Here is a 26,416-nt window from a genome sequence, read left to right as displayed (position 1 = left end):
AACCAACCCGACTCAGGAGTGTGGACACATGGATCGTGGTCTGACCCGACTGCAACGGCTCGACTGGTCCCGCATAGAGGTTGCCGAACAGGTCGCCGGGCAGGTCACCGACGTCCTGACGGCTCCCGGTGCGCTACGTGAACTCATCGACAACGCGCTGGACGACACGCGTCTGCTGACCATGTCGGAGTGCCAGTGGTGGGGTGACCGCATCGTCCTGTTCGATGATCCGGAGAGCATGCTGCGGATCCGGCTGCACCGGTTCGACCAGGGGACCCACTTTCCGCACAGCCACCGCTGGCCGTTCCACACCCGGGTGCTCCGCGGCAGGTACGTGCATCGGCTGTACGGGCCCGAGTCCTTCGTGCGCCGCCAGCTCGAGGCCGGCGACCCACTGGTCCCCAGCACGGTCCGGACGGAGGCCGAGGGCTTCTCGTACGCGATCGACCAGCACATGGTGCATTCGGTTACGCCGTCGACCGACACGTTCTCCCTGGTCGTGCAGGGCCCGCGGCTCAAGGACCAGTCGCTGCGGACCGCCCAGGACGGTTCGATCATCTGGAAGGGCGGCCGGGCGAGCGAGGCGAAGGCTGCCGTGGCGGAGGTGACGATGGGCCAGGATCGCCTGTTGGAGGTCCGTGAGCTTGCCCGGCAGGTCGGCCTGATCGACCGCTGATCGCCTGCTCGTCGGTCGGGCGGTGGCCCGGCACCGCGCGGACGCCCCGTAGGAGTCCGCGCCGCGCCGGGCCGGCAGCACCCCGATGGGTGCGCCCGTCACTCCGTGTTGGCGACGACCAGCAGGGCGTTCCCGTCCACCGTGACCGGCCCCTCCGAAGCCGCGACGAAACATGACGCGCCCCGGGTCAGCGCGAGCTGATCGCCCGACGTGCCGTGCACCGTCGCCGCACCCTCCAGGCACAGCAGGATCCGGGGGCCCTTCATGGGCACCGCGGTCCGCCGCCCCGCCAGCGTGACCACCCCCAGCCCGAACTCGGGCACGGGCGCGTCGTACACCGAGATTCCCTCGCCGGCCTTGACGGGACTCAGCACGGGCACCGGCACGTCCGGTGCCGAGATCCTCAGCAACTCGTCCACGTCGACGTGCTTACCGGTGAGCCCCGCTCGCAGCACGTTGTCTGAGTTGGCCAGCACCTCGACCCCTACGCCCTTGACGTACGCGTGCACTCCGCCAGCGGGCATGAACAGTGCCTCGCCGGGAGGCAGCTGCACGTGGCACAGCAGCAGTGAGGCGACGATGCCCAGGTCGTCCGGGTGGTCCTCGGCGATCCGCGTCGCCACGTCGCACGCTGCGGCGTACCGTCCGCCCGCGGCGGCCACATGATTGCAGGCGGTCACCACCCGCTCCAGGAATGCCGCGCGGTCCGGCCGGGGCCAGGTCAGGATCCGACGAAGTGTCGCCGTGCGGGCTGCGGTGCCGTCGCCGGTGCGCAGCGTCTCGGTGAGGGGGCGGAGTTCCTCCAGGTGCAGCTCATCCAGAAGGTCCGCCGCGTCCCGGCTCGTGCGAAAGCCAGCGAGCGCCTCGAACGGTGTCAGGGTGTATACCAGTTCTGGCTTCGGCCAGTCGTCAACGTAGTTGCGGGTCCGGTCGTCCGGGGCGAGGCCGCGCTCGTTCTCCGCCCGGAAACCCGCCTTGGCCTGCTGGCGGTCGGGGTGGACCTGGATCGACAGCGGCTTCTCTGCGGCGATGACCTTCAACAGGAAGGGGAGCCGAGGTCCGAACCGTTCGACGTTGTCCCGCCCGAGAGTGCCGGTCGGGTCGGCGGACAGGACCTGGTCGAGCGTGGTGCGGATCCCGTCACACCGGACGCCGGAGGGGCCGCCGGGATGGGCCCCCATCCACAGCTCGGCCTCGGGCCCCTTGGAAGGTGCGGCACGTTCCTGTAGCTCGGCGATGGCGTGCCTCGAACCCCAGGCGTACGGTTTGATCACGGGTTCCAGAAGGTCCATGCGTCCAATCCTATTGATCTGCGCACCGGGCCGGCCTTCCTCGCGGGAAGGGATGCTCGGCCGCCGTAGCCCGTTGTCGGGCGTTCAGGCCAACTCACGCCGGTGGCGCAGCGAACTCCCCCAGAGCACCGCAGGTGTCAGGAAAGCCAGTCCGCAGATGATCCAGAAGGCCTCCCGGTTGCCCAGAGTGCTGGCCACGATACCGGCCGTGACGGCACCGAGCGGAACGGCCCCCCACGAGATGAATCGCACGGTGGCCATGACCCGAGGCAGCAGGTCCGCGGGCGTCGTGGCCTGCCGGTGGGTCCGGGTGAGGATGCTCAGCACCACCACCCCGGCGGAGAAGCCGGCGTTGCCGATCACGAACAGCAGGAGGCCGGCCCCGGGCATGGCCAGGGGCATCAGCAAGGACAACGTGGCACCGACCAGGGTCGCCCAGCGGAGCGTGCGGGCGCTACCCAGCCCTCTCGCCACCCGAGTGGTGACGGTGGCGCCGAGGAAGCTGCCGACGCCACCGGCGGCGATCACGATGCCGACGAGGCCCGCCGGCGCGTCGAGCGTGCGGATCAGGAACACCGGGGTGAGCGCCATCAGGGCGCCGGCGACGAAATTGGTGCTGGTCGCGGCCGCCACGCACGGCCTGATGACCTCGTGTCGGACGACGTACTGCCATCCAGCTTTGATCATCTTTGTCATCGACAGGCCACTGCCGGTCGGGGCGACTCGCGCGGGCCGGGGCACCGTCCACAGCAGAACGGCTGACACGAAGTAGCTGACCGTGTCCACCAGGAGGCTGTTCACCGCCCCGACGAGCTGCACGAGGATGCCGCCGAGCGAGGGACCGCCCACCTGGGTCACGGCCTGGGTGCTGGACATCAAACTGTTGCGGGAGGTTAGTTCCTCCTTGCTGACGATCGCCGGCAGGAACGTCGAATTGCCCACGTCGAACACGACGCTGGCGAAGCTGATGACCAGCGCCACGGCGACAAGCTGCCAGAAGTGCAACACGTCGAGGAACGCCGCGACCGGGATCGACAGGAGCGCGAACGCCCGTAGCAGGTCCATCGCGACCTGGGTGCCCCGCAGCGGCAGCCGTTGCACGATTACGCCGGCCGGGAGGCCGATGGCCAGCCAGGCCACGAAGCTGGCTGCGGTGATGAGACTGACCTGGAAGCTGCTGGCATCGAGGACCTGGACCGCCAGCAGCGGCAGAGCCACCGCCGTGATCGCGTCGCCCGTTTGGCTGACCGTCGACGCGGCCCAGAAGCGCCAGAACAGACCGGCCTGCCGCCCTTCCTCCGGCTTGGTCGGGCGCTCGGTTTCTGCCGTCATCATGCCTCTCCAGAACCACCGGGTGCAGACGGCGCGACTCTATCCAAATATTGATCGCCGGTGTGCCCCGCCGTGGTTGCGCGGCGACGCCGGGTGCGCGGCTTTCGGGACCGCGCCCCGAGCGGGCCGAGGTGCCCTGCCCCCGGGACCTGCGGCGCGACGTGCGGCCTGTGCCGCCGGGAGGTGAGGGATTGAATCGATGCCTGGTGGGGCGGGCGGGACTCGAACCCGCGACCGAGGGATTATGAGTGGCCCTCGTGGCGGAGACTGCGCCCGCTAGCTGCGACTACAGCCACAGTCGGGGCAACTTCCTTGCACTACAACCACTTGAACCGCCCTCGCTTCGCACCATGAGCCGCACCACGGCCGATCGCTGTTTCCCACCGCTTCACGGAAGCGGGGGCGCAACGGGGTGCCCACACGGTCCGGCAGGTCGGTAGTAAGCGGTCGGTGCTCTAGAGTGTTCCTTGCACCGCTTGAAGCACCTCTGATCGATGGCTCGACGCTCGGTCGTCGCCAACGACGTCGGGAGGCGACCGCCTTTCGTGTCGGTTCCTCGATCAAGGAGGTAATTCATGGGTGCAGCGGGCGAGCCCACCGGCTCGACCAACGCCACCCCGCCGGATGGCCTTAGCCGTCGGCAAAAGGTGGTGCGGGCGGCAATGCTGATCATCCAGGTGATCGCTTGGCTGGCCACGATCGCAAGCGCTGCGGTCGTGGTAAGCAGCAGGCTCACCTGACCGGATGGTCAGATGAGCCGCTGACTGCGCGTTCGCCCCCGTCGGGCCGAGAACCTAGGCGGGGGCGTTCGTGTGCACGAACGAGGGAGCGCTGCATAACCTCATCCGTGTTGTCATGGATGAGGTTACACCGACTCCCTACGCAACTCGATAGAAGTCACCCCTACCGAGTTGATTACTTCTAAGCGGTCCGGCTGCCCAGGGGGTTACCGAACGAGCGGCGTAGCCGCCTCCCGGAGTTTCGTCAGCAGCAGTTGGTCGCGATCCGCGAGGCGATCGCAGTGTTCCTGCGCGAGGGAGACGAGTCGGCACTGCAGGCGATGGTGCAGACCCGAGGGCCGCTGGAACCTGCACCACGGATGGCCTACGGATCCAGACGCACGAAGCCGCCACCCTCCTGTTCGAAGATGCAGGCGACGTTGACGCTGTGCAGCAGATCAACGAGGTCTGAGCCCGGGTAGGACGGAAGCAGGACAGCCCTGGACTTGTGCTCGACGTAACGCGCGTAGTCCAGCAACTGACCGAGAGCCAGCCGTACGTGGTGGCGAGCCGCAGAGCTCTTCGCCTCGACCAGCTCAGCCCGGCCCCCGTCGAAGAGATCGGTGTAGAGGGCCCTACCGAGGTCGGGAAGCTTGATCTCCTTGCGCGTCGTGGTGCCGCCTTCCGCTGTCACGGCGGCTACGTATCGGTCCACAAGGTCAGCCTCACGCCGCTCAGCGGTTGTCGGTTCACGTTTGGGCTCTACCTGGAAAGTCTCGGCGCGGTGGGCCTCCATCGGAACATCCCGCACTGTCGGCTTACCCGCGCTCGCCGCACCGAGCTCGGGCACCTCGGCATCGACGGGCAGGAGCCGGAATACGATGACCTTCCGCAGGTCCCCCAGCCGGTCCTTTGCCTCTTCCGCGTACCAGGGGTGCTCCGGGTCAACCCGGAACTCGCCGAGGTAGCGCACGACCGAACGCTTGACCTGGTCGAAAAAACGAAGCCGTAGACCGCGGTCAAGGTGGTCCCTCACTGCTCCGTTGCCACGCACGAAGGTCTGATCGCCGACCTGGCCCTCGCCCGTGTAGTGGAACGCCCCGTCAGGCCGCCACCCATCAAAGTCGTACCCGAAGCGAGCACCAGCCGGGGACGAGAAGAGAAGTACGTCCGCGCTCATTGCCGGCCGCGTGATGCCGCCCTGCCAGGAGCCGCCCACCCGCTGATGGAGCTGCCGCCGAACGATCACGTCGCCAATCTGAATGTCCCACGCCACGCTGAAACGATAGAGCAAGACAGCAAAGGGGCAGAAAGCGCAAACAACCCGATAGCCTCATATCGGCTATTCTGCATAAGCCTTCAAACCAGAACCATCGGCCAATGTCAACTCGTTACATTCTGAATTCCCTCAGATACCTTCAGTAGCCGAAGGCGCAACCCGCGAGACCTACAGGGGGCGGCTATGGCTCGATACTGGCCCGTACTCAAGGCACGCGCAGGCGAGTTCAAAGCGCTTGGGCAACTTCGAGACCACGAGGTTAGCCGTATGCATCCCCTGTTCGAGGTTTCCCCCTCGGATGACGGTCCAACCAAGGCCGGCCTCAAGTTCGTGCGTCAGGTCCGAGACGCAGCGCCGACTGGCCTGGCCCTCGGAGTCGACACCACCTACGTCAGGGTCAACGATGACGGCCGACCTCTGATCACGGAGATCGCTTACGACCTGGCGCAGTGGGGCGTCCCTATCGCGCCAGTCATCCGCCTACACGATCCAGACGAACAGTTGTCCGCTTGCGGTGAGGCGGCTCGCCTCCACAACGAAACAGCTATCGTGCGCCTCGGCAGCATCACCACAGATCCCGACCCTGTCGCCGATGCATCCCGGGTATCCAGAGCTTTGTCAATCGCCAAGGTCAGTCCGGAACAATGCCACTTGATAGTGGATATGGCCGAAGTTTCATCCGAAAGAGACGTCAGCCGAGCAGAGCAGGTCGTCAGAAACGTGCTTGACTCGCTGGGCAACCATGAATGGGCATCCATTGTGGTCGCATCAGGCGCCATGCCGGCCGCCATCACAAACCTTCCCCGCAACGAAGCGACACCTCTAACGAGATGGGATTGGGATCTCTGGAAGCGGCTAGCCGACCGCGGCCCAGACTTCGGCGACTACGCCATCGCACATCCAGCTCTGCCAGGAACTGGGGCCCGCGGTCCTCTGCCCAGTCTCAGGTACGCCACGAACGACAACTGGTGGATCTACCGTTGGGCCCGTAACGAGACCGGCGGTAATGACAGCTTCTATGACCTGTGCCAAGCCCTAGTCGCATCCGACCATTGGCCGGCCGAGGGCTCAGACTTCTCGTGGGGCGACAGCGAGCTCGCGCGGTGCGCCAGACGCCAGCCTGGCCCAGGAAGCGCCACACAGTGGCGAGCGTGGGGAACCTCCCATCACCTCGCGCACGTCATGAGCGAGTTGGCCAGTCCTCCCGCGTCCTAAGCACGCGCCGCACCTCCGCCTGCAACTCTCCCAACTCCAGAGTCTCGGCGAGGCGTTCCCAGACGAACCACCTTGGCGCCTTGGACAAGCCGCGGTGGTTGCCTCGCTCACGCAGGAGCGCCATTGCCTCATCTCGCCAGAGCAGCTGGGCCACTGAAAATGGATTGGGGCTTGGATTACGGGTGCCCCGGCGGACATTCCGAAGCTGGACCGCGCGCTTACCAGGAAGAGCGAGCCACACGCCCCACCAAGAGGGGACGATCTCGGTAGCCTGATCCAGGTATCGGCCCGTCGTCACTAACGAAGCCCGATCTAGCACCCGGCTATACAACTCGGCCTGGACCTCTAGCCGAGTCAGCCTGTCCTGGTCACTCTTGATCTCGAAACCCGAGATGTGACCGTTAATGACGGCCACATCGACTCGGGTTCGGCCAGCGCAGAGACCCAATTCGTGCCGAATCTGGGTGTCAGGATGCGAATCGTACTTTGTAGCGAGACGAGCCGTTAGCGCCTGACGGATATCGCTATCGCGCATCGCACCCCCACTCGGCCTACCGCTGCCCGAACACCCGCCAATACTTCCATACACGGTTTCCTGCCTCTAGCGCACCGGTGCCCGTGTCCATCCGGCGGCTCCTGCTGGCATCGTCAGCAGGAGCCGCACCAAGAGTCGGCGGAGGGCACAGATGGTGGCCAGGACTGCGAGTGAGTGCCGGCGCGCCCGGTAGCCCCGGGGGCATCCGTACCATCCGTACCAAGCTCGTTTTGCCTGGTCAGGGACGGTACGGATTGGATCGCGGTACGGATTAATGCGTACCAGGGGCAGCAGTGAGGGTGCGTCGTGGTACGGATCGATCCGTACCAGGGGGGCAATCCGTACCTGGGGTGACCTGCGGAAATGAGGTTGGTACGGATGGTACGGATACCCCGGTGGAAGGGGTTTCGGGTGCGGGGCAGTAGCGCTGCCAGGCATCGTTGAAGGAGTCTCGGGTGTAGCCCTTGGCCTGGCCCACGGGGAAGCGGATCGTGTCGGAGCGAATCTCGAAGTCGCGAAGCAGGTCGCCGAGTTTCTTGCCGGTGAGTCCGTGGGGGCCGCTGTCGGCCCAGGGTGCTTCAGGGTCGCCGTTGAGTGCGGCGAGCAGGTCCGAGGTAGGCGCGGCGGGCGGGTTGCCCAGGGTGGTGAAGGCGGTGCGGATGTCGGCGAGCAGCCGTACTCGCTGGGAGACGTTGCCGGCTTCGTCGGCTTCGGCGGTGAGGGTGGTGACGGCGTGTCGGGCACGCTGGGGCCAGGTGCTCCCGGCGAGGTCGGCGACGGCGACGAGGGGTTCCCAGGTGTCGGCGGCCCGGTCCTCTACGGGCATGGGCGGTTCCGCGGCTTCGAGTGCGGTGAGGTTGGTACGCAGCCATCCGGCTAGTTGCTGGGCGACCGCGCGCAGGGCGGGACCGTCGCGGCGGTGCCGGTAGGGAGAGACGGTTTCGCCGGGTGCGCGGCGTCGCATGCGGATGACGACGGCACGGTCTTCGATGGTGTCGGGCATCGCACCGATACCAGCAAGAGCGGCCATAGCGAAGGTGGGAATTCTCTCCAGTTGCTGGCTGGAGGCATCCCACCGGATGGCGGGGCGGTTGCGCTGGTGGCCGGCGTTGAGCAATCCGCGTAGGTCTTCGTTGGCGTCGGCGTTCTTTCCGCCGAACAGGGTGTCGGCTTCGTCTACGAGCAGGGTCGGCGGTTGGCCGGTGCCGATGGCTCGGTAGACGGCGGCGGGCGAGGCGTTGACCGTGATCAGCGGATCGTGGCAGCAGCCCTCCACCACGTCGAGCAGCCGCGACTTGCCGCATCGCTTCTCTGGTGCCCGAATCACGAGCCGGGGCGCGTGCGCCCATGCGGCTTGGGCGTGGGTTGCGGCGATCCACAGCGCCACCGCGTCAACGGCCTCAGCGCTGGGCAGAATCACGTACTTGGTGAGGCATGCATGCAACTGGTCGAGAATGGCCGCGCCGTCGATGGGCTGATCGGTGCTGGATGGTGGGTTCATGCGGCGAGTCCTTCGGCGCGGAAGCCACCACGGATGGCGGCGCGGATGTCGCGGTCGGTCTGGTCTGCCTGTCGGCCGGCGGTGGTGAGGGCGGCGATCGCGTCGTCGTGGCTGATCGCGTCTGCGGCGACCATGCGAGCCACACCCCGGGCTGCGCCGTAGAGGGTGGTGCGGCGCGCGCCCTCGGTGGCGGAGGCCACCGCATCGAGGTGTGCGGCCAGGAGGCGATCGGGGCAGGAGATGCCCCCCGCCGCGCGGATGGTGGTCGGAGATGGCGGCAGGGCCGGCGGCGGGGCGGGCGTAACGGGCTGGCAGGCGGTGACCAGCGCGGGGGGCATCTCCTGCATCTCCCTGCGCGGCGCCCACCGGTACGGGCGGCCCGTGCGCGGGTGCACGCTCGGAGGCAGCACGACGTATCCGCCATCTGCCTTCACGTCGATACCAGGGCCAAGTCCTTGGCCGGATTTGCCCTGGCTGCACTGCACGCGCTGTCCGGGGTGCCGGTAGTACAGGTGCAGGCCATCGGACCCGGTCACCACGTACGCGGTCGGTGGCAGCAGCCCATCGGCGATGAGCCCGTTCATGGTGTCTCGGCCGCCGTGGGCCGGGTCGACGTCGACCACGACCGTGCCGGAGGCGGCACCCGTGCGCAGCGCGAGTTGCCCGCGGGGCACGGCGTTGAGGATCGCGGCGATCCGGTCGGGGTCGGTGGTGGCGGCGTAGAAGTTGTGGCAGGTCAGGCAGGGGCAGGATTCCTGATCGTGCGTGGGATCTTCCTCTGCCTTCGGGCAGTCGGGGCAGTTCGCGACGGGCCGCTTTGACCGGGCGAGCATGAACACGGGCCAGCCGCGGGCGGCGTAGTCCAGGGCGGCGGCGAGTAACGCGGTGGTGTCGTGCATGAGGCTCCTTCCTGGCGGTTCGGATCGGCCAGCGAGGGCCGATGGCGTGTGGTCGGGACAGCGGGGGCCTTGCAGGTAGGGACGGACACCGTCCGGGCTGTGGCAGTAGCGCCGGTCCGCGCCGATCCAGTGCCCGCACCGGGTATCGAGCAGGTTCATGGCTGGTGTCCCTCCTTCCTGGTGCGGCGGGCGTGACCGGTGCCGGGGCGGGCGCTGGCCACCCGGGGGTGAGTGCGCGAAGCGCGCCGTTGATTACGTCGGGTAGTCGTGTGTGGGTGTGCGGGATCGCGCCGGGGGTGCTCCGGCGTGTGGGTGTGTGTGGGGCGTGTCAGGCGTGTGAGGGAAGGGGGGTGCTGGGCCGGTTTTCGGGCCGGGACCCCCCTGTTGGGGTGTGTGGGTCACACGCCTTCACGGGCAGTTCAGTGCATGGGACAGGGGTGGGACGGGGCGTGTGGGTCACACGGTTGTGTGAGGCGTTCGTGTGTGACCCACACGCCGGTTTGTGTGAGGCTCAGGCGGCGCGCTGGCCACCGGCCCGGTAGGCGTCGATGGCGTCACGCAGAGTTGCGGAGTGGTACCCGGGCTTTACGGCGTCGCCGATGCGGACGCTGCCGGTGGCGTTGTGCCGCTCGACGCCGACGTCGCGCAGCAGCCGGTTAAGTTCGGTGCCGAGGGTGGCCGGGTCCATGTCGAGGCGGGCGGCGAGGTCTCCGGTGTGGATGCGCCCGCCGTTGGCCTCCGTGGCGTCGAGAGCGCGGGTCAGCAACTCCGGCACCGGGTTGGGGTTGAGGTGGTTGAGGGCGGCGGCCATGTCGATGCCGAGTTCGGTCACGTTGCGGGCCGCGATGGTGCGGAAGCGGTCGAGCGCGGCGTCGAGGGTGTCTCCGGGGATCGGGTCGAACAAGTGGCTGATGTCGCCACCCCGACCACCGTTGGCCGGGGCGGTGCTGGTCGTCGGGGCCGCCGGGACGCCCGGCGCCGGCGGGGCCGGGGGCGGGGTGGTGATGGTGATGGGTTCGGTGAACAGGGTGGGCATGGTGCGCGTCCACCGGTCGGTGTAAGCGCGGGTGCCCCTGACCGTGACCTGTCCGGCCAACTGCTGGGAGATGGCGTCGAGGTCGGGCCGCCACGGGGCGACCGCGACCGCGGCGGCGTCGATGCGGCCGGGGTCAGTGCGGTAGCCCTTGAACGGCATCGGCGCGGCCTCACCGGGGGTGCCGGCGAGAAGGAAGCCGGTGCCTTGGTAGGGGGCGGCTTCGGCGTCGATGTTGTACTTCCAGCCGAACAGGTAGTTGAGTTCCTTGTCGTCGGTGACCCGCATCCCGATCCGGATCCGAGCCTGTTCCTTGATTGCGATGGGCAGGTAGTCGTCGGTGGCGCGCAGGGCGCAGCAGAGGGTGCGAACTCCGGCGGCGCGTCCGGTGTCGCTGATCTGGGCGAGCATGTTCACGATGTGCGGCGGCACGGTCTTGATCTCGTCCACCACGATCACGATCTCGGGCAGGTCCGGGCCGACCGGGATCTTGTCGTCGTTGGCCTGCCGCATCCGCTGCTGGTACGCGGGCTTACGACCGTTGATGATCTCGATCGCGGCGCGAACCATGATCTCCGCTTCCGCGACGTTCGTAGCCACCCAGTCGACGGCCGGACGAGGGGCGCGGCCTTCGGCGTAGGGGGTGACCCACGGCCGGGACAGCCCACCACCGGCCAGGTCGATTTGCCACACGATCGTGTCGACGCACCGCACGAGCTGCGTGTTGATGGTCTGCAACTGGTTGGTCTTACCCGAGTCGGTCTGCCCGACCAGCACCCCGCACGCGTAGCGGAGGTTGATCAGCGCCTGCTCGCCGTTGCGCAGCGGCCCGATGGCGAGGGGGTTGTTGATCGACAGGGGGCTGTAGTCGTCCAGGTAGTGATCCTGGGACAGGGCGTTGACGGTGGAGACGTGCAGCAGCACCGCGCCGCGGCTGTCGCCCGGCTCGACGGTGACCTCACAGCCGTGCGGCAGTCGGGCGTCGGCGGCGAGTCCTTCGGTGCGGCGGGCGATGTCTCGCCATGTCGCCCCGCCCGGGGGGAGGTCGGCGTCGAGGGTGAACCCGGTCCGGGTCGCCCACCCCTGCACGTTGCGCACCCGGACCTTCACGTCAGTGACCCGCGCGATGCGCGCCTCCCACACGGCGGCGAGCCGATCGCGGCGGGCGGCGGCGTCGAGCATCGCGGCCCGGTCCTGGGCGGCGGTGGCCCGGCGGCGGCGGGAGCGGCCGATCGCGGTCGCGGCGGTGGCGAACCCAGCCGTGCCGGCGGCCAGGGTGCCCAGTGCCCACCCCGACCAGATCGCGTCAGTCATCAGCGCGGTAGTGGCCCAGGTGCCGGGCATCATCCAGCAGCAGCCCCGCCACAGCAGCCGATGCCCCGGCTGGTCCTCCGCCATCCCCGCAGCGACCGCACCCGCCGCGCCCAGCGCACCGCCGATCGCGGCGAACGGACCCGGCACGCCAGCGGCGGCAGCCATGCTGGCCGCGCCGAGGGTGGCACCGGCGGCATTGAGGGTGCCCCACGCGGGGTGCGGGTGCCGCCAGTGCCACGTCGACAGGGCGTAGGCGGCCCACGACATGGCCCGCCCCCGTGCCGGCTTGGCCGGGGCGGGAGCGGTGGCGGGGGTGGGGGTGGCCCCCGGTGCGTTGGCCGGGGGCACCATCGGGTTGTTGGTGATGGTCATCAGACGTTCCACTCCTGCTCGTTGGTGCGGGGGGCCTCGCGGCGGGCGAGGTCGCGTTCGTGGACCTTGCGGAACACCGGGGCGATGGTTTCGGCGGCGGCGATCGTGGCGCGCTGCACCTGGTAGAGCGCGGCGAGGGCTTCCACCACGCGGGGGTCGACGGGCCGCTCGGCGTGCGTGCGCAACGCCATCGCCTTGAGCCCTTCGGCGATGTCGAGCATCGCGGCGGGCATCTGCGCCAGGTGCGCCCCGAACTCGTACATGTCATCGGGCGTGTACCTGCTCGCCGCACTGCGGAACTCGCTCGCGGCTCCGGGGAGAGGGAACTGACCCATCTGCGCACCTCCTGAGATGAGTGCCAGCAGACCGGCCACATCAGCCGGGCCGCTGTCGTTGCCGTTCTTGTCGGTCGTGGCCTTGTTGGTCTCGTCGGTCGTGGGCTTGGTCTCGTTGGCTTTGCGGGCTTCCTCGGCCTTCCGCGCGGCCTCATCCGGGCCAGCGATCGCCTTCGGGGACGCCTTCGGGCCGCTGGTCTTTCCTCGGGGCGTGGCGCCCGTGCGGGGCCGCAGCCCGGGGTCACTGATCAGGTGGGGCTTCATGCCCTTACCGGCGGGCTTGCTCCGGCCACCGGGGGTGCCCTTCGACCCGGCGGGCTTACCGCGATCGAACAGGCCACCCGGGGAGCCCTTCGACCCGCCGGGCTTGCCCTTGCCGAATAGGCCGCCGGGTGTGCCGGCGGAACCCTTGCCCTTGCTGGGCTTGCTCCGTCCGAACGGGCCACCACCGGCGGACGGCTTGCCCGCACCGCCGTTCTTGCCGCCGGGCTTGCTGCGGCCGAACACCCCGCCGGGGGTGCCCTTTCCGCTGCCGGGCTTGCCTCGGCCCCGACCACCCCCGCCGGGTATGCCGCCAGCGGCGGCGGCCCGGCGGGAGGGTCGCGCGGTCTGGCCGGTGCGTCCTGCGGCGGCGTCGCGCTTGCGCTTGTTCTTGCGCTCGGTCAGGGCGAGCCCTGCGGCGGCGGTCGCGGCGGCGGCCAGCAGCAACGCCCCCAACCCACCGGCACCGGCCAACACCGCCCCGCTACCTACGGCCAGGACGTCACCGACGCTGATCAGGATCGCGCCACCGGGAAACCCGGCCGGGCCGTCAGCCTCCGAATCGGGGTCGCTGTCGTCGCCGGGCGATTCCGCGGGCAGCTCGTCCGCGTCGGTCTCCGGCAGGTCGCCAGGGCTGGCCGGGTCGTCGGCGGCGGGATCCGGCTCGCTGTCAGCGGGCGGCGCGGCGGTGGCGTCGATGGTGGTGGTGCTCACCGCGAACCCGCCACCGACCGCAGCACCAGCCGCACGATCCCGTAACCACCGGCGGCGATCAGCACGGCCAGCAGGAGCCACGCGGTGAGCTGCGCGTCTCGCGCCATGCCGAACCCGGCAGCGAACACACCGACCGGGCCACCGACCGTCACCGCGACGGCTACCCCCGCCCGAGACCCCTTCGACCGAACCGGCGGGGTGACATGCGGTCGGTAAGACTGCGTACTCGACGTTGCTGACATGACAGGTGTTCCTCCCAGGACGAAGCCGGATACGTGGGATGCGGTCGGGTCTGGGACCATGGGTGTCCTCTCCCGACGTCCGTAAGGGCTGAGGGGCTGAGGGCCGGCGGCACGGCACGGGTTGCGAGCCAAGGGCCGTGCCGCCGGGCGGGGCTAGCTGCTGGTGTTGTGGTCACTGGTCTGCGCGGCGGCGAACACCTTGCGGACCGTGCGGTCACTGGTCTTCGCAAGCGCGGCAAGCTGCTTCTGGTTCGCCTTCGGGTTGTCCCGGCGCGCTTCGAGCACCGCCAGAACGGTTGCCGCGCTGACCCGCTCCACTAGCGGGATCGGCTTGGCGTTGAACAGCACCGGTTCGGCCTCGGTCCGTGCGGGCGCGGGGGTGCGGCGGGTCTTGCGGGCCGCCTCAGCGGCAGCCAGGGCAACCGCCGCCCGCAGCTCTTCGGCTTCCTGGCTGATGGTCTCGACGCGAGCCTCTGCCCGGTGCCGGGCTTCGCGCTCGCTGGCCAGCTCCTGCCGAACCCGTGCGGCGTCGGCCTCAACAGCCTGTAGGCGCTGCTGCCATTCGGCTTGCGCCGCGTCGAGCTGACCCTGTGTGCGGGCTGCTCGCGCCGTCTCGGAGCGCACATCGGTGCGCGCTGCTTCCGCTTCCATCCGAAGGCGCTGCAACGCCTGTCGTGCGTCCGCTTCCGCCTGACGCGCCAGCGCCACGTTCGCTGCTTCCGCTTCCGCCCGGCGCACCGCCGTTGCGGCGTCCGCTTCCGCCTTGACCCGACGCGCCGTTTCCGCTTCCGCCCGCTCGACGGCGGCGCGTGCGTCCGCTTCCGCCCGACGCACGATCGCGGCTGCTTCCGCTTCCGCCCCGGCGCGTCGCGCTGCTTCCGCCTTCGCCCGCTCGACAGCCGTGCGGGTGGCTGCTTCCGCTCGTGCCTGCGCCCGACGCGCCTCGGCGGCGTCGGCACGGGCGGCGTCTGCCTCTGCCCGGCCCGGGGACGGCAGGGCCAGCAGCGGGGCAGGGGTACCGGTGGACGCCAGCCGTACCAGCGCGGCGAGGGCGGCTCCGGCGTCGCCTTTGCGGGTGGCCTTGGTCGCGGCCTTACGCGCCCGATCGGCCACCTCCCGCACCAGCGCCTCACGACGCTGCGCGGCCCGGCGAGCCTCCGCGCGGGCGATCAGGTCGGCAGCGCCAGGGCTCAGCCGGTCACGGACGTCGAGCTTCCACGCCTCCAACGTCGGCCGGAAGTACGTCAGCCACCGGCGCCACCCGAACCGCTCCGGAGGCTCCGGGATCATCCCGGCCTCGCGCAGCGCCTTACGGTGCTTCGCACCCGAGCGAACCTCGTAAACGATGATGCCCAGCGCCGAAAGCACCGACAGACCCGCCGCCTTCACCGGCTCCGCACTGTGGCCGTAGGCGTTGATGCCGACCGCGATGGCCGTGCACACCCACACCAGCGACCGGGCGAGCATCGCGCGTTCGCCCTTGAGGCGCTGCTGCTGCGCGGTCAACGCCATCGCAAGGCCAGTGCCCTCGATCGCCACCGCGGCGACCACCCCCACCGGGGTGGGCAGGTTGTGCGCGCGGGCCGCGTCGACCTGCCCGTAGACCGCGCCGGACACGGCAAGGCCGTAGATCAGGCCGGAGTAGACCGCCGCGGCGTTGTCCCGCACGTAGGCAGTCTTCGTCGCCCACCAGCCGGCCAGCTCCTGGCGGCGGGCCTGCCGACGCTCCCGCTTCGCCGCCCGCGCGGCGTCCCGCTCGACCCGGCGGCGCTCGCGCCGGTTGGCCTTGACCTGGTCGCGCTGCGCGTCCAGGCGTAGCCGGCCTTCCTCAGTGCGCAAACGCCGATCCGCCGCCGCATTCTCGACCTCAATGCGCTGCTGCACCGCCAACCGCTCCCGCTCAGCGGCGGCCAACTCTCGCGCCACCCGCCGGTCGTTGCTGGCGAGGCCCGTCAGGTCACCGACCATCGTCATGCCGCCACCTCCACAGCCACGGCGGCGGCAAGCCGGTCGACGGTCTGCGCGTCGAGGTGCGCGCCACCGTCGGTGTAGTCGGTGGCGGTGGCGTAGAACGTCCAGCCGTGCCACGTCGGGTAGGCGTTCATCTGCCGGTACGGGCGACCATCGTCGGTGGTGCCCTGGTGCTCACCGGTCAGCATCTCCGGGTCGTTGAGCCCGGCCAGGTGCAGCCACGACTTCAGTTCCGCGATGCTGTCGAAGTCGACCGCCAACGACACGCCGGTGGAGTGGACGCGAATCGCAGCGGGGTTGGACAACAGCAGCAGTTCGGCCAACACGGCCCGCCGGCTCTTACGGATACTCACTCGTCCTCCTCGATCAGATAGGCACAGGTCAGGCACTCGCCAAGCGAGCGCGGGATGTAGTAGCTGCGCACCTGGCCGCAAATGCGGCAGGTACGGCGGGCGAGCAGCGCGGCGCGAACCGCCCGAAGCTGGGCGGGGGTGGCCGTGCGCTTCGGCCGGGCCAGATCGACCCGGTACAGGTAGGCGGCGCGGGTACCGCCGACACCGCGCCAGAGCACCTGAGCAGCCACCGGCTGACCACCGGGACACAGCCCAGCAGCGCACAGCTGCCGACGGGTGGCGTAACCGGCAGGGGCACCGCGCCACCAGAACGTGGGGATGCCGTACCGGGTGCCCTCCGGGTCATGGAAGGCGGCGCGGATTCGGCTCACCGTCACCACCGCCTACGCAGCCCGGCTGGCAGACGACCGGACAGCAAGCAGCTCGCGAGCTTCGCGCAGCACGCGCCGTTGCGCCCGACGCAGCCGCTGCCAGTCCAGCTCGGTCGGCCCGGAGTCGCTGGTCAGCACGACGATCTGTGCGTCGAGCAGCAGAACCTCGGCTTCGATCAGCGGCAACTCCTGCTCAACCTCAGCGAGTTCCGTCGCGCTGGGCTCACGGTCATAGGTCGTCATCACGCCACGCTCCGGGGGCAGTAGTCGGCCACGTCGACCAGGCCGTTGGTGAGGGCGCCCGCCTCGATCGCGTCGATGGCTTTCGCGGGGACGACGTACCGACCGCGAATGCGGACCGCCGGGAACTCGCCCGCACGAATCGATCGGTAGAGCGTCATGTCGCAGGTACGCAGCAGTTGAGCCGCTTCTGCGACGGTGTAGAACCGCTGGGGGTGGCCAGCAGGTCGATCGGTCCTCATCGGTGTCCTTCCGCTTCATCGATTGGGGTGCGCATAGCTTCCGATCGCGAAGGGTGACACCTTCACCACAGGGCTGGACGACTAGGGACGTCCTTGATAGCGTGCAGTCGTCCCTACTCGTCCCTTGGAGGCGACAGTGCCCAACGACCGGCTACGTGACGCGATGCTGCGCAAGGGCCTCACGCCGACGGCGATCGCCGAACATGTGGGCGTAGATCCGAAGACTGTGGAGCGTTGGATCACGCAGGGCCGCGCTCCATACCCGCGCTACCGGCACGCGATCGCCGCGCTGGTCAGGGAGAGCGAGTCGTACCTCTGGCCGAACGCCACGCCACAGGAACGCGCCAACCGCGTGGCGGAATCCGAGGTGGTACAGGTCTACCCGCGCAGGGCGGCCGTACCGGATGACCTCTGGCGACGGCTGATCTCAAAGGCACAGGACCGGATCGGCGTCCTCGTATACGCAGGACTGTTCCTGCCTGAGCAGCAACCGCAGCTGGTCGCCACGCTCAAGGCAAAGGCCGCGGCCGGCACCCGAGTCGAGATCCTCCTTGGCGACCCGGATAGCCCCGAGGTCGCGCAGCGAGGCGCCGAGGAAGGCATCGGCGACGCGATGGGCGGCAAGGTACGGAACGTGCTCGCCTTCTATCAGCGCCTACGCGACGTCCAGGGCGTGACGGTGCACTTCCACCGGACGACGCTCTACAACTCCATCTTCCGGTTCGATGACGAGATGCTCGTCAACTCGCACGTCTTCGGCTTCCCTGCGGCACACACTCCCGTCATGCATCTACGGCGGCTCGCCGGCGGCGACCTCTTCGACACGTACGCAGACAGCTTCGACCGAGTGTGGGAAACCTCAGTACCCGTGTGGGAGCCGGTGGTGGCAGGCTAACGATATGGCGAGGACCGAGTACTACAACGACCCCCAAGCACCGAAGCCGAACAGCATCGTTCCAGCGGTGACGGTGTTCGTCCTCGATGCGCAGGACCGGGTACTACTCATCCGACGGACCGACAACGGGCTGTGGGCAATCCCCGGCGGCGCCCAGGATTTTGGCGAATACATCGCCGAAACTGCGGTGCGCGAAACCAAGGAAGAGTCAGGGATTGATGTCGAAGTCATGGGCATTGTCGGCATCTATACCGACCCAAGGCACGTCATGGCGTACAGCGACGGGGAAGTGCGTCAGCAGTTCTCCATCTGCTTCCGCGCTTGCCCCGTCGGCGGCGAGCCGTCAACAAGCAGCGAGTCATCCGAAGTCCGCTGGGTCAGGCGCGAAGACCTGGATTCCTTGCCAATCCATCCATCCATGCGACTTCGCATCGATCACGGGTACGAGCATCGACAAGAGCCCTACATCGGCTAGCCTTTACGTGTCCCGAGCCGCCTCTCCGTTCGTCGCACAGCAGCGATAATTTGAGGCTGCGCCCGCGACCAGAAGCGCGTGACCACGTGATCCGGTCCGTAACGAGATCGAATCTCCGTTAATCGCTCCATAATTTCGAAATCCTGACCATCAGGGCCAGTCGTCATGTCGGCGTACCACAGCGCATCGGTTACATCTGACGCTTCATTCCGAAACTCTGTACGTAACTCCCGTTCAAGCTGTCGCTCTTCAGCTTCGAAAGCTGCGCAAGAGTGATAAGCGACGAGGTCCGCCACTCGCTTGTCCCACCCCGCCCGGCGCAACCACCTAGCCCCATCAAGGGCATGAAGCCCGGAGGATTCAACGCCGGGGGCGTATCCGATGTCGTGCAGCCAGGCAGCAGCAACGAGAATCGGTCGATCAGGCGCAGCGAGCACCGAAGAAACCTCGGATGCCTTGTCAGCAACCCTCTGTACGTGCAGCCAGCGACGCGGCAGCGCGTCAGCGAGCAGATCGTGAGCTAGGCCAGAGGCGGCTTCGAAGTTCGTCATCCGAGCGAGCGTACGCCAGCCCGAGGTCAACTGCCCGGATGTACACCATCGAAACCACTACTGTTTTGAGCGATTCAAGCGGTATGGGCAATTTCGCACTTAGGCCCGATACCTCCTATGGGGTTGCCTTACGCCACCAGCTTCGGGAAAATTCCATGCTCAACTCCGACCCCTCACCCGAAGTGGACCCTACTTTGCTCGGACTAGAGGAATCGTTCAAACTTGCGGTAAACCACATCTCACGCTGGGGAGATACGGATGTCTTCCCTTTCGCACCAGAAAATATCATCTTCCACGATCGCAAAGATGAGACTGTCTCCCTCCTCAAAAAGATCGACGCCAACTTGACGTCGGCCCTTGATTCGCATCCGCCATATATCGAGGGCGCACTTTCGCTAATCACCTACGAAGGATTCCGGTACGTATCCCAAATAGACCCCATTTGGAATGCGTACATGCTCGGCTTGGCGTTGAGGATATCCCCAGAGATAGAAGCAGCAAGAATTCCCCCTTCTCAGCAGGCCGTTTTCTCATATCGATTGAACATCAACCGCGAAACCTCTTCCATTTTTGAGATCGGTTCCTGGAATAGCTTCTCTGAGGCGAGCCAGAGTATCGCCCAGAACTACAACTACATAGCGATCTGCGATATCGCAGATTTCTACGGCAGGATCTACCACCACCGGCTGCAGAACTCCCTCAATCTTCTCGGAGAAGTGGGCGATGTTCCAAGTAAAATAATCAAGCTGCTCACAGGATTCTCTGGCGGCGTATCCTATGGCTTGCCAGTAGGCGGACAGGCGGCCCGGATATTCTCAGAACTCCTCTTGAACCGCGTTGACCGACTGCTAGTTTCGAGGGGGATCAAGTTCTGCCGTTACGCCGACGACTACCGGCTATTTGCAGACACCCGAGAAGATGCTTTCAGGGCTCTAGTGTTTTTGACCGAGGCGCTTCTACGGAACGAAGGGCTGACTCTGCAGAGACATAAGACCCGGGTGCTCTCCACCAAGGACTTCGTTAGATCCCCTCTACTTCTGCCCGAGGATTCGGACGAACTAAGCCCTCAAGAGCGCGACGAAAGACGACTGCTCAAGCTATCCCTGCGTTTCGATCCCTATTCGGATACCAGAGATGAGGATTACGAACGCCTGAGGCACGACGTCGAGCAGTTCGATGTTATCGGCATGCTAACTGCCGAGGTCGCCAAGAGTCGCGTTAACTCACCGGTGGTCAAGAAGTTGGCACGAATCATCAAGCTCTTCGACGTCGAGGTTCGCGACGCCGCCGCAGAAATGCTTGTGGCGAACCTAGACGTACTAGCTCCAGCACTTCCAGTTGTGCTGCGCGTTCTAGAGGAGGTGCTGCCGAATGTCTCTCCAGCACTGGCGAAGAAGCTCCCCGCAGAGATCCGCCGAAGGATTGAGGCTGAAGAGTACTGGGTCATGGTTCCCGTAAACCTCGCCTACGCACTCCGCATTCTCAAGCACGACCATTCCGAAGAAAACGTCCCTCTTGCAGCAAAGCTATTCGAATCGGCACCGCCTTTTATCCAGCGCGATATCGTGTACCTCATGCACGGCTGGAAGGCAGACTACTGGCTGTCGGACAAGCGAAAGCAATGGAGGAACCTCCATCCATGGGTGCAGCGAGCCATTCTCCTGGCCTCATTCTCACTTGGCGACGAGGGGCGCCACTGGCGACAGAGCATCAGCCGGGGCATTTCCGGATTCGATGACATCGCTAAGAAATGGATGGAGGAACGCGTGAAGGACAACCGCAAGGATCTTCCGTTCTGATGCCTACAGCTGAACGGTTTGCCACCACAAGTAGCTCATACTGGAATGCCATACTGCCCCGCCTGGAACACTTCGTAAGAATCTCAAATGCTGGCCCACGGCGATTCGCTCCCCCAATTGAATGGGCACATCGACCGAGGAGGCACGCCCTTGTATCTGAGACAGCGTTCTATTTGTGGGCGGATCATCAACGCGGCGATAAGCCCAACTTGCGGCGGGCAATCGAGAGGGCGACGAGCCGGCTCACTCAAGTAGCCAACCAAGTCGATCTAGGCGATCAACTCGATCAGGATGAAATCGAGGTTGCGCTGATGCTGGCAAAGCGCCTCAACAGCTATTGCACCCTCACGCACGCGTTTACCTCGATAGAGGTAGAGCCAAGCTTGCCCGGTTGCGGGTGGATCTCAGGGGGCCTACCTGACCTTATCGCGAACGACTACTCCTCAGGGATGTCAATTAAGACGCTCGTGGAGGTAAAAGCGGTGAACCGGCCATTCCGCTCGGTAGATCTTCGTCAGATGGTGGCATACGTAGTGTTGTACTTTGCCGCCCATCAACGCATACCAGACGCGCTTGCTGTCGTGAATCCCGTCAAGGGAATAGCGCTAGAGGTCGGCGTGAGCGAGTTTTTTGCCGATGTAGTGGGGGTTCCGTCGTCAGAAGTAATCAACAATCTGCTGGTTGACTGGTCCACAGCCGGCGTATCCCCCTAGGCCCCTGGATTTGCTCGCGAAACTGAGGGACGAGAGGGCATCCTTGCAGCCAGGGTGACAGCGGCACGCTGATCGGACTCTGATAGCCAGGCGGCATATACACGGAGGGTCGTTGCTCCTCCACCGCCGTGGCCCAGACGTCCGGCCACGGTCCGGACATCAACACCGGATGCGATCAATTCGGTTGCCGAGTAATGCCGCAAGGCGTGCAGGTTCGTAGTGATGCCGAGTCGCGCGGCCATCCGGCTAAATCGCTGGGTGGCCGTGTCTGGCACCAGCGGAGTGCTGCCGTCTGGGTCGGGCGAGAAAACGTAGCCGCCCTTGGGAAGCGACAGGCCAAGCGCTGATGCACGTGCCTCGCAGCGGGCCAATTGGTCGCGCAGCACCTCTACCGTCTCCGCGTCCAGGGCTACGCGCCGCTGCTGATGCGTCTTGGTGTTCTTCTCCCGCAGCTTCCCCGCGTCGTCCATGTACAGGGCGCTCCGCAGCGTCAGTACGGCCGCGTCCAGGTCGACTGCGGACCACCGCAGCGCGCACAGCTCACTCCGTCGCGCTCCCGTCGTCATGGCCACCCACACGAACGCGCCCCAATCCGGGTCCTTCCACGCCTGAGAGCGCGTTTGGTTTGTGGGTCGGCCGGGCGTGTCGCACAGTGGGTCCGGTCGATGGACGTAGCTCGGTCGGTAGACAGGCATGGATCGAGTGCGGCGGTACCCGTCTGACCTGACCGACGCCGAGTGGGAGATCATCGAGCCGATGCTGCCGTCCCCGCAGTGGATGGGCAGACCAGAAAAAAATCCCCGCCGGGCCATCATCGACGCCATCTTGTACGTGGTGCGCACCGGCTGCGCGTGGCGGTACCTGCCGGTCGACTTCCCGCCGTGGCAGACCGTGTACGCGCACTTCAACCGGCTGAACAACCGGGGTGTGACCGAGCGGATCCTGACCGAACTACGCGAGCAGATCCGGGTGGCTCACGGCCGCAAGCCCGAACCGACGGCCGGGATCATCGACTCCCAGAGCGTGAAAGGCGCCGACACTGTGCCCCGCGACTCCCGCGGCTACGACGCCGGGAAGAAGATCAACGGCCGGAAGCGGTTCATCGTCACCGACACCCTCGGCTTGCTGGTCACTGTCTGGGTCCTGGCCGCGTCCTGGCAGGACCGCGACGGCGCCAAAGGCGCCCTGCTCGCCACCTACGCAGCGACCCCGATCCGGCACGTATTCGCCGACTCCGGCTTCGCCGGCCGCCTCGTCGACTGGGCCCGCGACCTGCTACGCACCACCGTCGAGATCGTCCGCAAACCCGCCGACCAGAAAGGGTTCGTCGTGCACCCCCGCCGCTGGGTCGTGGAGCGGACCCTGGCCTGGATCACCGCCCACCGCCGCCTAGCCCGCGACTACGAAACCCACCGCGCAACGTCCGAGGCCATGATCCGATGGGCCGCCCTCGGCGGCATGCTCCGCCGCCTCACCCGAGGCGAAGCCGCCACCCGCCAACAACGCCGTACCTTCAACACGCCCGACTGACAGCAATGTGAAACGCGCTCTGAGTGACCAGTCGAGCCGCTTCTGGCGCCGTTGGTGGGTGCGGGTTGGGCTGAGGCATCCCGGGCTTCTCCGCTTGATCTGCCGGGTTGACCGCGATCCACCGCCACCGGACCGCCCGGTTCAGCGCCCCGGACAGGATCCAGTGGATCTGCCGGATCGACGCTGGCGCCAGCGGCTTGCACTCGTGCGGCCGGCACTTGTCGGTGCACTCGTGCGGTCCGACCTTCCGGTGTTCGATGGTCTTCCGGCCGCCTCCACAGTGGTCACGACACTTCCGCAGCACCGCATAGAACGACTCCAGCGTCTCGGCGTCCAGCCGACCCACCGGCAGCTTGCCGAGCAACGGCCGTACGTGCTTGTTCAGCTTCTTGACGTACCCCTGCCGGGTCGACGCCTCGACGTCGAGCACTTCCAGCCACCGGTCAAGAAGCTGGTCGACGGTCGCGCGGGTCCGCGGATTGCGCCGCTCGTCCACCTGGGCCAGGAAGCGCGTACGCGCCTTCTCGGCTTCCTTCCGGGCCGTCGGGCCGGGCGGGATGGTTTCGGTCAGGTAGTGCCGCTTCTTGGTGATGGGGTCGAGACCCGCGTAGACCTTCACCCTGAGCGACCCGCTAGGCAGTTCCTCAATCTCGCCGCGCTGACGCTTCGCACGCCCGTTCGCTGTCCCCATGGGGACAGACCGTAGCTCGCTCGCACCACGAGTGGCACCACGGAAAGATCCGATGAACTGCGTTTTGCCTGGTGGGGCGGGCGGGACTCGAACCCGCGACCGAGGGATTATGAGTCCCCTGCTCTAACCGGCTGAGCTACCGCCCCCAACACCGCGCCGGATCCTATCCCGTCCGGTGCGCCACCGGCCAGCCCGAAACGGCGCCGCTGCTCATCGACGCCGTCGGCGTAGCAACACGATAGGCAACGCGAGGATAACAGTGAGCAGCCATCCCACCGCGATGACGCCCCACAGCCAGCCCTCGTCGCTCTCGGCGGTCTCGGTGAGGAACATGCCGAGGGTGAGCAGGGCGTTCGGCCCGCCGACCGCCAGCGCGGCGAGGCCGCTGACGACCATCAGCGGGATCTCCCACCAGGAGCGCTTCGCCGGTTCCCGCCGCTCGGGTCCGGTCGCGGCCCGCGGCTGCGGGATGCGCTCCGGGTCGCGGGCCGGCATGGCCACCTGCCGGTCGGCCGGCACCTGGGAGTCGATCACCCGGACCGCGCCGGGGTGCAGGTGGAACATGGTCGGCTCGATGCGCATCGAGATGGCGTCGTCGCCGATGAGCTGCCGGGCGCCGTCGGGCCAGGCGAGCAGCAGGGCGCACCGCGCGTACCGCACGGTGAGCGGGCCGCCGGGGCCGAGCCAGCTCACCCCGTCGACCCCGACGTGCAGCTCGCCGTCGCCCTCCTTCTCCCGGTAGGCGGTGCCGGTCACGGTGTCGGCCGAGCGGGTGGGCGCCTCGGTGAAGCCGGCCCAGTCGGCCCGGTGCCCCTCGGGCACCATCAGCAGCGCGCCGGCCATCGCCTCGCGGGCCACCTCGTGCAGGTCGTCGGTGCTGAGGTCCTTCAGCTCGGCCCGGTGTTCGTCGACCGTGAGGTTGCGCTCCCCGGTGAGCACGTTGAAGGCGTACGACGGCAGCCGCGCCGCGTCCACCTCGGCGGTGCCGAGGAAGTCCTCGCGCTTCGCCACGACGGCGTCGAGGTCGGCCTGTTCGATCCGACCGACGCGCAGCTTGGCGAGCGTGTCCACGAAGCCGCCGAGCACGGCGTCCTGCTTCTCCGGCAGCGCGTCGGCCAGCGCCCGCAACGTGGCGTGGCCGTCGCCGCGCGGGTCGTAGGCCGCGGTGGTCTGGTAGGAGAGCCCGCCCTCCTGGCGCAACGCCCGGTACAGCTCGCGTTCCAGCACCCCGGCGAAGACGCCCGCGGCGGTCCGGCGTCGCACGACGGTGTCCAGCACCACCGCCCGCGAGCCGCCGACGAAGTACGCGGGGGTCTGCGGCAGCGCCGACGACGCCGCCGGCACCGGCTGGCGCACGCCCGCGGGCAGCGCCAGCCGCAGCCCGGCGGGCACCGCGTTGCCGGCGATCCAGAGCACCGCGTTCTCCCGGGTGAACCAGCGGGCCGCCCACTGCCGCAGGTCGTCGGCGGTGAGCGCGGCCAGGCCCCACTCGGGGTAGCTGGTGATGCCGAAGTCGCGGGCGCCGTGGCGCCACAGCGGGATGTCGTCGGTGGCGGCGGTGCCCCGGCTGCCGTACTCGGTGCGCAGGATCTCCTTCTCCACCTCCATGCGGCCCGTCGGCAGCTCGGTGAGGTTGGCGCAGACCGAGGTGAGGAAGGTGGCGATGTCCTGCGCGGAGCCCTGCATGTGGAACGTGGTGAACACCGGCGCGGTGGCGCCGTTGACGTGGTAGTCGGCCAACCCGAGGGGGGCCAGCGCGAGGTGTTCGAGCAGGTGGGTGATGCCGCCGCGGGCGAGCGTCTCGTCGGCGGTGCCGACCCGGAAGGTCAGCCCGGCGCGCATCGGCCCCCCGGTGGGGGCGAGCAGCGTGGGCACCCCGTCCACGTCCAGTTCCTGGATCACGACTGCCCACCCTTCGCGTACGCCTGGTCGCGGAACCGCTGGAAGTGCTTGGCCGCCCCGCCGCCGAGGTAGCCGAACATCGCCTCGTCGCCGAGCGGCCCCATGGCCGCGAACTGCTGCGCCGCCGCCGGATATTCGTCGAGCAGGCTGAAGGCCATCGCGAAGACGCTACGCACCCAGACCCAACCCCAGCCGTTGCGGAACTCGGGGTGCCAGATCGACTGCTGCGCCGCCTGGTGGATTTCGCGGCGCGCGTGGGCCGAGCCGCTGAGGTGGGCGCTCGCCTCGGCGAGGGTGCCGTGGTCCAGCGCCTCCTCCAGGTGCGCCTCGACCACCAGTACCGCCGTCGGGGCGCCGGGCGGGGCGGCCTCGGCGCACTCCCGGGCGAAGCCGTGTGCCCGCTCCCAGGTGCCGCTCCACTTCGGGCAGAACTGCTGCAGCAGCGACGCCTGGGCCGGCAGGTGGTGCCGGTGGTGCTTGGCGAGCTGGTCGTAGCGGCGGCGGGCCTCGGCCTGGCCGAGCTGCAGTCCCCGCGCGTTGGTGATCCGCTGCGTCCACGCCGCCGCGTCGTCCGGGTGCCGGGCGGTGGTGTCGATCAGCACCTGCTCGGCGCGGCGGAGGTGGGCGTGGAACTGGGCGAACTGCTCCCGGCTGACGTGCTGGGCGCGGGCGTCCGAGCGGATGCGCCAGCCGGCCCGGATCAGGTAGGACCCGAGCAGGGCGCCGGCGAGCGCGTCGTCGGGGTGCCGCTCCCGCACCGCCTGGAGGAACCCCTCGATGTCGGGGGTCTCGCCGACGTCGCCGACGAGGAAGGTCCGGCCGTGGGGATCCTGCCCGTCGACGAGCGCGCGCAGGGCCGGCCAGTCGCGCGCCGCCAGGGCCGCGCGCACCTGGCTGACCTGGGGGTACGCCGCCGCGGCATCGAAGTCGGGCGGCGCAAGGGGTGCGGGCATGGCGAGGAGCA

24 protein-coding genes, 2 tRNA genes and 2 pseudogenes are annotated in these 26,416 nt (G+C 67.8%); 8 read left to right on the top strand and 20 right to left on the bottom strand.

Annotated features, from left to right (window positions below; translation table 11 throughout):
- The first annotated feature begins 28 nt into the window (after nucleotides 1–28).
- On the top strand, nucleotides 29–676 hold the full coding sequence (locus ACQ452_RS21575) for a hypothetical protein (protein ID WP_433386927.1): 648 nt from the start codon (nucleotides 29–31) through the stop codon (nucleotides 674–676).
- 98 nt (nucleotides 677–774) lie between these two features.
- Here ACQ452_RS21575 and manA read toward each other — a convergent pair whose 3' ends face one another.
- The 3 genes from manA to ACQ452_RS21560 form a co-directional block, all read right to left on the bottom strand.
- Nucleotides 775–1,968, bottom strand: a complete 1,194-nt coding sequence (gene manA / locus ACQ452_RS21570) for a mannose-6-phosphate isomerase, class I (RefSeq protein WP_433386926.1) — start codon at nucleotides 1,966–1,968, stop codon at nucleotides 775–777.
- 84 nt (nucleotides 1,969–2,052) lie between these two features.
- A complete protein-coding gene (locus tag ACQ452_RS21565; protein WP_433386925.1) occupies nucleotides 2,053–3,303 on the bottom strand; it encodes an MFS transporter in 1,251 nt (416 codons plus the stop codon).
- Between the two features lie 201 nt (nucleotides 3,304–3,504).
- A tRNA-Met gene (locus tag ACQ452_RS21560) sits at nucleotides 3,505–3,596 on the bottom strand.
- 279 nt (nucleotides 3,597–3,875) lie between these two features.
- On the opposite strand from ACQ452_RS21560, the gene ACQ452_RS21555 reads away from it, so the two are divergent.
- The gene (locus ACQ452_RS21555; RefSeq protein WP_433386924.1) at nucleotides 3,876–4,040 is read left to right on the top strand and encodes a hypothetical protein; all 165 of its coding nucleotides are present in this window, start codon (nucleotides 3,876–3,878) and stop codon (nucleotides 4,038–4,040) included.
- A gap of 364 nt (nucleotides 4,041–4,404) precedes the next feature.
- Here ACQ452_RS21555 and ACQ452_RS21550 read toward each other — a convergent pair whose 3' ends face one another.
- The gene (locus ACQ452_RS21550) at nucleotides 4,405–5,295 is read right to left on the bottom strand and encodes a hypothetical protein (RefSeq protein ID WP_433386923.1); all 891 of its coding nucleotides are present in this window, start codon (nucleotides 5,293–5,295) and stop codon (nucleotides 4,405–4,407) included.
- Between the two features lie 186 nt (nucleotides 5,296–5,481).
- On the opposite strand from ACQ452_RS21550, the gene ACQ452_RS21545 reads away from it, so the two are divergent.
- Nucleotides 5,482–6,513 carry a beta family protein gene (locus tag ACQ452_RS21545; protein ID WP_433386922.1) on the top strand — a complete coding sequence of 344 codons (1,032 nt, stop codon included), beginning with the start codon at nucleotides 5,482–5,484 and terminating at the stop codon, nucleotides 6,511–6,513.
- Here the strand turns inward: ACQ452_RS21545 and ACQ452_RS21540 are convergent.
- The 10 genes from ACQ452_RS21540 to ACQ452_RS21495 all read right to left on the bottom strand — a co-directional run bounded on the left by ACQ452_RS21540 (nucleotide 6,479) and on the right by ACQ452_RS21495 (nucleotide 16,896).
- Nucleotides 6,479–7,048, bottom strand: coding sequence for a sce7726 family protein (locus tag ACQ452_RS21540; protein ID WP_433386921.1), 570 nt, complete (start codon nucleotides 7,046–7,048; stop codon nucleotides 6,479–6,481). The two genes, ACQ452_RS21545 and ACQ452_RS21540, sit on opposite strands and share 35 nt — an antisense overlap.
- 271 nt (nucleotides 7,049–7,319) lie before the next feature.
- Nucleotides 7,320–8,549 carry a DUF3631 domain-containing protein gene (locus ACQ452_RS21535; RefSeq protein WP_433386920.1) on the bottom strand — a complete coding sequence of 410 codons (1,230 nt, stop codon included), beginning with the start codon at nucleotides 8,547–8,549 and terminating at the stop codon, nucleotides 7,320–7,322.
- Entirely contained in the window at nucleotides 8,546–9,448 is a 903-nt protein-coding gene (locus ACQ452_RS21530; protein ID WP_433386919.1) for a bifunctional DNA primase/polymerase, read from the bottom strand. The genes ACQ452_RS21535 and ACQ452_RS21530 overlap by 4 nt, the downstream gene beginning before the upstream one ends.
- 511 nt (nucleotides 9,449–9,959) lie before the next feature.
- On the bottom strand, nucleotides 9,960–12,170 hold the full coding sequence (locus ACQ452_RS21525; protein WP_433394304.1) for a hypothetical protein: 2,211 nt from the start codon (nucleotides 12,168–12,170) through the stop codon (nucleotides 9,960–9,962).
- The gene (locus ACQ452_RS21520; RefSeq protein ID WP_433386918.1) at nucleotides 12,167–13,477 is read right to left on the bottom strand and encodes a hypothetical protein; all 1,311 of its coding nucleotides are present in this window, start codon (nucleotides 13,475–13,477) and stop codon (nucleotides 12,167–12,169) included. The genes ACQ452_RS21525 and ACQ452_RS21520 overlap by 4 nt, the downstream gene beginning before the upstream one ends.
- A gap of 395 nt (nucleotides 13,478–13,872) precedes the next feature.
- Nucleotides 13,873–15,693, bottom strand: coding sequence for a DUF2637 domain-containing protein (locus ACQ452_RS21515; RefSeq protein ID WP_433386917.1), 1,821 nt, complete (start codon nucleotides 15,691–15,693; stop codon nucleotides 13,873–13,875).
- A complete protein-coding gene (locus ACQ452_RS21510; protein WP_433394302.1) occupies nucleotides 15,690–16,013 on the bottom strand; it encodes a hypothetical protein in 324 nt (107 codons plus the stop codon). The genes ACQ452_RS21515 and ACQ452_RS21510 overlap by 4 nt, the downstream gene beginning before the upstream one ends.
- A gap of 26 nt (nucleotides 16,014–16,039) precedes the next feature.
- Nucleotides 16,040–16,414 carry an RRQRL motif-containing zinc-binding protein gene (locus tag ACQ452_RS21505; RefSeq protein ID WP_433386916.1) on the bottom strand — a complete coding sequence of 125 codons (375 nt, stop codon included), beginning with the start codon at nucleotides 16,412–16,414 and terminating at the stop codon, nucleotides 16,040–16,042.
- Nucleotides 16,415–16,426: 12 nt separating this feature from the next.
- Nucleotides 16,427–16,657: a DUF6284 family protein gene (locus ACQ452_RS21500; protein WP_433386915.1), complete on the bottom strand. Its 231-nt coding sequence runs from the start codon at nucleotides 16,655–16,657 to the stop codon at nucleotides 16,427–16,429.
- A complete protein-coding gene (locus ACQ452_RS21495; protein WP_433386914.1) occupies nucleotides 16,657–16,896 on the bottom strand; it encodes a helix-turn-helix domain-containing protein in 240 nt (79 codons plus the stop codon). Before ACQ452_RS21495 ends, ACQ452_RS21500 begins: the two co-directional genes overlap by 1 nt.
- A gap of 136 nt (nucleotides 16,897–17,032) precedes the next feature.
- Between ACQ452_RS21495 and ACQ452_RS21490 the strand changes: the two genes are divergently transcribed.
- Entirely contained in the window at nucleotides 17,033–17,791 is a 759-nt protein-coding gene (locus tag ACQ452_RS21490) for an XRE family transcriptional regulator (RefSeq protein WP_433386913.1), read from the top strand.
- A 4-nt stretch (nucleotides 17,792–17,795) separates the two neighbouring features.
- The gene (locus ACQ452_RS21485; protein WP_433386912.1) at nucleotides 17,796–18,266 is read left to right on the top strand and encodes an NUDIX hydrolase; all 471 of its coding nucleotides are present in this window, start codon (nucleotides 17,796–17,798) and stop codon (nucleotides 18,264–18,266) included.
- Here ACQ452_RS21485 and ACQ452_RS21480 read toward each other — a convergent pair.
- Nucleotides 18,263–18,817, bottom strand: coding sequence for an HDIG domain-containing metalloprotein (locus ACQ452_RS21480; RefSeq protein ID WP_433386911.1), 555 nt, complete (start codon nucleotides 18,815–18,817; stop codon nucleotides 18,263–18,265). The two genes, ACQ452_RS21485 and ACQ452_RS21480, sit on opposite strands and share 4 nt — an antisense overlap.
- 38 nt (nucleotides 18,818–18,855) lie before the next feature.
- Here ACQ452_RS21480 and ACQ452_RS21475 point away from each other — a divergent pair, with 38 nt between their 5' ends.
- Nucleotides 18,856–20,616, top strand: a complete 1,761-nt coding sequence (locus ACQ452_RS21475) for an RNA-directed DNA polymerase (protein ID WP_433386910.1) — start codon at nucleotides 18,856–18,858, stop codon at nucleotides 20,614–20,616.
- Nucleotides 20,617–20,927: 311 nt separating this feature from the next.
- Nucleotides 20,928–21,329: a hypothetical protein gene (locus tag ACQ452_RS21470; protein WP_433386909.1), complete on the top strand. Its 402-nt coding sequence runs from the start codon at nucleotides 20,928–20,930 to the stop codon at nucleotides 21,327–21,329.
- On the opposite strand, the pseudogene ACQ452_RS21465 reads toward ACQ452_RS21470, so the two are convergent.
- A pseudogene (locus ACQ452_RS21465) lies at nucleotides 21,326–21,943 on the bottom strand (site-specific integrase); the annotation flags it as partial. The gene ACQ452_RS21470 and the pseudogene ACQ452_RS21465 sit on opposite strands and share 4 nt — an antisense overlap.
- A 51-nt stretch (nucleotides 21,944–21,994) precedes the next feature.
- Here ACQ452_RS21465 and ACQ452_RS21460 point away from each other — a divergent pair.
- Nucleotides 21,995–22,859: pseudogene (locus ACQ452_RS21460) on the top strand (IS5 family transposase).
- Here the strand turns inward: ACQ452_RS21460 and ACQ452_RS21455 are convergent.
- From ACQ452_RS21455 to ACQ452_RS21440, 4 genes are all read right to left on the bottom strand, one after another.
- Nucleotides 22,843–23,550 carry a hypothetical protein gene (locus tag ACQ452_RS21455; RefSeq protein WP_433386908.1) on the bottom strand — a complete coding sequence of 236 codons (708 nt, stop codon included), beginning with the start codon at nucleotides 23,548–23,550 and terminating at the stop codon, nucleotides 22,843–22,845. The pseudogene ACQ452_RS21460 and the gene ACQ452_RS21455 overlap by 17 nt on opposite strands.
- A gap of 69 nt (nucleotides 23,551–23,619) precedes the next feature.
- A tRNA-Ile gene (locus ACQ452_RS21450) sits at nucleotides 23,620–23,696 on the bottom strand.
- Between the two features lie 64 nt (nucleotides 23,697–23,760).
- Nucleotides 23,761–25,452: a M16 family metallopeptidase gene (locus ACQ452_RS21445; RefSeq protein ID WP_433386907.1), complete on the bottom strand. Its 1,692-nt coding sequence runs from the start codon at nucleotides 25,450–25,452 to the stop codon at nucleotides 23,761–23,763.
- Nucleotides 25,449–26,405 carry a hypothetical protein gene (locus tag ACQ452_RS21440; RefSeq protein WP_433386906.1) on the bottom strand — a complete coding sequence of 319 codons (957 nt, stop codon included), beginning with the start codon at nucleotides 26,403–26,405 and terminating at the stop codon, nucleotides 25,449–25,451. The genes ACQ452_RS21445 and ACQ452_RS21440 overlap by 4 nt, the downstream gene beginning before the upstream one ends.
- Nucleotides 26,406–26,416: the final 11 nt, after the last annotated feature.

Origin of the sequence: Micromonospora sp. KLBMP9576 (assembly GCF_050941805.1) — a bacterium.
Taxonomy (GTDB): Bacteria; Actinomycetota; Actinomycetes; order Mycobacteriales; family Micromonosporaceae; genus Micromonospora.
This window is presented reverse-complemented; position numbering and strand designations above follow the sequence as displayed.